Source organism: Pseudonocardia sp., assembly GCF_025965585.1.
Taxonomy (GTDB): Bacteria; Actinomycetota; Actinomycetes; order Mycobacteriales; family Pseudonocardiaceae; genus Pseudonocardia.
The window spans coordinates 1-5,212 of record NZ_JAOPWR010000260.1; the positions used below are offsets into that span (position 1 = coordinate 1).

Consider the following 5,212-nt stretch of genomic DNA (forward strand, 5'->3'; position numbering starts at 1 on the left):
TGGCCCGAGCCCGCCGAGCTCGCCCCCGGCGACACCGCCACCCGGGCGGCCGCGGCCTCCGGCGCCGCCGGGGCGAGCGCCCGTGGCGGGCCCTCGGGGATGGCGGGTGCGGTTCCCGCATCGCCCAAGCTGATGGCCGCGGTCGCGGCGCTCCGCCCGGCCACCGACGTGCCGAAGCTCGGCGACGTCGACCCCACTGCGCCCGATCCCGGCTTCCGGCTCGGCGGCCTCCTGCGTCCCGTGCGCAGGCTGCTGGCCCTCGCGGTCACGTTCGTCGCGCTCGACGCGCTGAGCTCGCTGGCGTTCCCCAACATCGCCCGGCTGGCCGTCGACGGCGGCATCACGTCGAAGGTGCCGGGCGTCCTGCTCGCGGCCACGCTGCTGGGCGTGGGCGTGGTGGCGGCGAGCTGGCTGGTGGTGGCGGGCGAGACCCTGATCACGGCGCGCGCCGGCGAGAGCCTGCTGTACCTGCTGCGCGTGCGCAGCTACGCCCACCTGCAGCGGCTCGGGCTCGACTACTACGAGCGCGAGCTGTCGGGCCGCATCATGACTCGGATGACCACCGACGTCGACGCGCTCTCGACGTTCCTGCAGACGGGGCTCGCCCAGGCGATCGTCAGCCTGATCACCGTGCTCGGGGTGGCGGTGGCGCTGCTCGTCACCGACATCCAGCTGGCCCTCGTCGCGCTGGCGGTGTTCCCGGTCCTGATCGTGGCCACCGTCGTGTTCCGCAGGCTGTCGTCGCGGGCCTACACGGAGGCGCGCGAGAAGGTCAGCATCGTCAACGCCGACATGCAGGAGAACGTCACCGGCGTCCGCGTCGCGCAGGCCTACGTGCGGGAGGAGCGCAGCGCCACCACGTTCGGCGAGCGCAGCGCCGCCTACCGCCGCTCCCGCCTCCGCGCGCAGACCTACATCGCCACCTACTTCCCCGGGGTGGCGCTGCTGTCCGACATCGCCGAGGTGGCGGTGCTCGGGGTGGGTGCGGCGCGGCTCGCGTCGGGCGACCTGAGCGCGGGCGTGCTCACCGCGTTCCTGCTCTACCTCGGGCTGTTCTTCACCCCCGTGCAGCAGCTCTCGCAGGTGTTCGACTCCTACCAGCAGGCCCGGGTCGGTCTGAGTCGCATCACGGACCTGCTGCGCACGCCCACGTCGGTGCCGATGGAGCCCGAGGCTGAGGCCGTCGCCGTCCCCGCGCGGCTGCGCGGCGAGGTGGAGATGCGCGACGTGTCGTTCTCCTACGCGGGCGCCGAGTCACCGGCGCTCGACCGTGTGTCGTTGCGCGTGGCGCCCGGCGAGACCGTCGCGCTGGTCGGCGCCACGGGCGCGGGCAAGTCCACGCTGGTCAAGCTCCTCGCCCGGTTCTACGACGCCGGGTCGGGCGCCGTGCTCGTCGACGGCGTGGACATCCGGCGGTTCCGGCTCTCGGACTACCGGCACCGGCTGGGCATCGTGCCGCAGGAGCCGCACCTGTTCACCGGGGACGTCGCGGCCAACATCGCCTACGCCCGCCCCGACGCCCCGCCCGCGCAGATCGAGGCGGCGGCGCGGGCCGTCGGCGCGATCGATCTGGTGCGGGGCCTGCCCGGTGGGTTCCGGCATCCCGTCGGTGAGCGGGGGCAGGGCCTGTCGTCGGGGCAGCGGCAGCTCATCGCCCTGGCGCGCGCGGAGCTGGCCGATCCGGACGTCCTGCTGTTCGACGAGGCCACCGCCGCGCTCGACCCCGCCACCGAGGCCGCGGTGCTGGCCGCGGGCGACCACGTGACGTCGCGGCGCACGGCGTTCGTCGTTGCACACCGGCTGGCCACGGCCGCGCGGGCCGACCGGATCCTCGTGCTGGAGGGCGGCCGGGTGGTGGAGGAGGGCACGCACGCGGAGCTGCTCGCCGCCGGCGGCCGGTACGCGGCGCTGTGGCAGGCGGGAGAGCTCGAACCGGCGGCCTGATTCCGCCCGGGTCTGATTCTGTGCAGTCCTGCCCGATATCGGGCAGGAGGTTTGGCGTTCCGCGGCAGATCGGGCACCATTCGCTGCGTGCCCGTCGCTCTCTTCGACGATCTCGTCGCCCATCTCGTCCGCAGCACCCCGCTCAGCCCGAGCGAGGCGTCGCGGGTGGTGGCCGAGGTCGTCGGGTACTTCGGCGAGCCGGTACCGGACTTCGTCCGCCGCCGCCACGCCGAGCTGCAGCGGCGCGGGCTCACCAACGACCAGATCTTCGCCGCGCTGGACGCGGAGCTGTCGGCACGGCGGTTCGCACCGCCGCCGCTGTCGGCGCGCCAGCTGCGGCGCATGGTCTACACGTAGCTCGAGTGTCACAGCGAACTCGAGTGTCACAGTGAAGGAGCGCGCATGTGCGGAATCGTGGGGTACGTCGGGCCGCAGGACGCGGTACCGATCCTGCTCGCGGGGCTCGGCCGCCTCGAGTACCGCGGGTACGACTCCGCCGGGCTCGCGGTGTGCACGAGGTCCGGGCTGAAGGTGCAGAGGGCGAGCGGCCGGGTGGCCGATCTCGCGAGTGGTCTGCCGGCCCGGTTCAAGGGCTCCCCCGGCATCGGGCACACCCGCTGGGCCACGCACGGTGAGCCGACCGTCGAGAACGCGCACCCGCAGACCGACACGGCGGGCCGCATCGCCGTTGTGCACAACGGCATCATCGAGAACGCCGACGAGCTGCGCGCCAAGCTGGCCGCCGACGGCGTCGAGTTCACCTCGCAGACCGACACCGAGACGGTCGCGCACCTCATCGCGGCGGCGTTCGCGGGCGGCGCGTCCGACCTCGAGCAGGCCGTGCGCCTCGCGCTGCGCCAGGTGGTGGGTGCCTACGGCCTCGCGATCGTCGACGCCGAGCACCCCGACCGCATCGTCGTCGCCCGCAACGGCAGCCCGGTGCTGCTGGGCGTCGGGGAGAAGGAGATGTTCGTCGCCTCCGACGTCGCGGCGCTCATCGGCTACACCCGCCAGGTCGTCTACCTCGACGACGGCGAGCTCGCCACGATCACCGCCACGGGCTACCGCACGTTCACCCTCGACGACCGGGCGACGGCCAAGAGCCCGTCGACCATCGACTGGGACGTGGCCGGCGCCGAGATCGGCGACAACGCCCACTTCCTGATCAAGGAGATCAACGAGCAGCCCCGCACGATCAAGCGGACGCTGTCGGGCCGGCTCGATGAGCGGTTCGACACCGCGCACCTCGGCGGGCTCAACCTCACGGTCCGTGAGGCCCGGGAGATCAAGCGCGTCAAGATCCTCGGCTGCGGCTCGGCCTGCTACGCGGGCGACCTGGGCGCCCAGCTGATCGAGGACCTCGCGCGCGTCCCCGCCACGGCCGAGGCGGCGTCGGAGTTCCGCTACCGCAACCCCGTCGTCGAGCCCGACACGCTGTACGTCGCGGTCAGCCAGTCCGGCGAGACCATCGACACCCTCGCCGCCGTGCAGGAACTGCAGCGCAAGGGCGGGCGCGTGATCGGCATCATCAACGTGGTCGGGTCCACCATCGCCCGTCAGGTCGACGGCGGCATCTACCTGCACGCCGGGCCGGAGATGTCCGTGGCGGCCACCAAGTCGTTCACCTCCACCGTCACGGCGTTCGCGCTGCTCGCGCTGCACCTGGGCCGGATGCGCGACCTCGCGCCGTCGGAGGGGCGGCGGATCATCGCCGGGCTCAAGGCGCTGCCGGAACAGATCGAGGAGATCCTGCTGCAGTCCGACGCCATCGCCGGGGTGGCGAAGGAGATCGCGCCGAGCCCGAGCGTGCTGTTCGTCGGCCGCCGCCGGGGCTGGCCGGTGGCCCGCGAGGGCGCGCAGAAGCTCAAGGAGATCTCCTACGTGCACGCCGAGGCCTACCCGTCGGCGGAGCTCAAGCACGGGCCCCTGGCGCTGGTCAGCCCGGAGCTGCCCACGGTCGCGATCGTCCCCGACGACGACCTGCTCGACAAGAACACCTCCACGCTCTCGGAGATCAAGGCCCGCAAGGGCCCCGTCATCGCGCTGGCGCACCGGCAGCTTCCGCCCGAGCTGGCCGACCGCACGCTCGTGATCCCGGCCAACGAGCCGGAGCTGGACCCGATCCTGCTGTCGATCCCGCTGCAGCTGCTCGCCTACCACACCGCCGTCGCGCTGGGCCGGGACGTGGACAAGCCCCGCAACCTGGCCAAGAGCGTCACGGTGGAGTGAGCCCGAAGGCGGCGAACGTCGTCCGGGGCCGGCGCGCGCACCGTCGCCCGGCGCACGCGTTGCTGCGCGCGCGTCGCTCACAGAACGTGTGCGCCGGTCAGGCCGCGGTGCGCTCAGGGCCTGCCAGCCACGGGCACACGGGCATCAGCGCGATGGTCATCGGCACGTGCGGTCGGCCGACGTAGGTCTCGATCTCGCCCGCGGTGGCCCAGCCCAGCCGGTGGAAGAAGCGCTCGTTGGGCAACTGTACGTGGGCGTGCATGACGCGGCCGCCGCGCGCGCTCGCGGTGGCCACGGCGAAGCGCACGAGCGGGCCGCCGATATTCGCCGACCGGTACTCCGGCAGCACGGCCAGTCGGTCGCCCAGCCACTCGTCGGGGCCGACGGGGTAGAGCCGGACCGTGCCGGCCGGACGTCCCTCGTGCAGGGCCAGGACGTGGATGACGTCGTCGCGGGCGTCGTGCGCGTCGAGGTCCGAGTCGGCGAAGACGCCCTGCTCCTCGACGAACACCGCCTGCCTGATCGCGTGGTGGGCGGCGCGCGACGGGGCATCGGACGTGGGACGGCACAGCACCGGGTCGACCCCGATGAGCACGCTGACCGGCCGCGACGGGCGGATCCGGCGGGCCTCCGGCGGCGCGGTCATCGGCTCGTGCCGCCCGGTCCCGCGACAGGCCCGCTCATGCCGGGCGCCGGCCGATCTGGAGCAGGGGGGCCGCGGCGGGGGCGCCACCGGTGGGGCCGCATGGTGCGGGTGAGCCGGCGTTCTGGACGAGGTTGAGGCTCGAGCAGGCCTGGCAGCGGGCGCAGCCGGCGACCGCGGTGTCGGCGCCCAGGCCGCGTTCGGCGAGGAAGCCGGCGACCTTGCGGTAGATGGGTTCGGTGTACTCGCGGGAGGGGGCGGGGACGTTTTCCATCAGTGAGCCGGCGACGGGTCGCAGTGGTACGACGAAGGGGTAGACGCCGATGTCGATGGCGCGTTTGCAGGCGTCGATGGTGAGCTGGGGGTCTTCGCCCATGCCGAGGATGACGTAGGTGG

The 5,212-nt window shown here is 73.3% G+C and carries 4 protein-coding genes and 1 pseudogene; 3 read left to right on the top strand and 2 right to left on the bottom strand.

What is annotated here, in order from left to right:
• The 3 genes from JWR81_RS16725 to glmS form a co-directional block, all read left to right on the top strand.
• Nucleotides 1-1,944 (top strand): ABC transporter ATP-binding protein (locus JWR81_RS16725; protein ID WP_297652960.1); only part of this gene is annotated, 1,944 nt, incomplete at its 5' end.
• Nucleotides 1,945-2,031: 87 nt separating this feature from the next.
• Nucleotides 2,032-2,301, top strand: a complete 270-nt coding sequence (locus JWR81_RS16730) for a hypothetical protein (protein ID WP_297652963.1) — start codon at nt 2,032-2,034, stop codon at nt 2,299-2,301.
• A 45-nt stretch (nt 2,302-2,346) separates the two neighbouring features.
• A complete protein-coding gene (gene glmS, locus JWR81_RS16735; protein WP_297652966.1) occupies nt 2,347-4,173 on the top strand; it encodes a glutamine--fructose-6-phosphate transaminase (isomerizing) in 1,827 nt (608 codons plus the stop codon).
• 97 nt (nt 4,174-4,270) lie between these two features.
• Here glmS and JWR81_RS16740 read toward each other — a convergent pair whose 3' ends face one another.
• A complete protein-coding gene (locus tag JWR81_RS16740; RefSeq protein WP_297652969.1) occupies nt 4,271-4,819 on the bottom strand; it encodes an MSMEG_0567/Sll0786 family nitrogen starvation N-acetyltransferase in 549 nt (182 codons plus the stop codon).
• A gap of 34 nt (nt 4,820-4,853) precedes the next feature.
• A pseudogene (locus tag JWR81_RS16745) lies at nt 4,854-5,212 on the bottom strand (radical SAM protein); the annotation flags it as partial.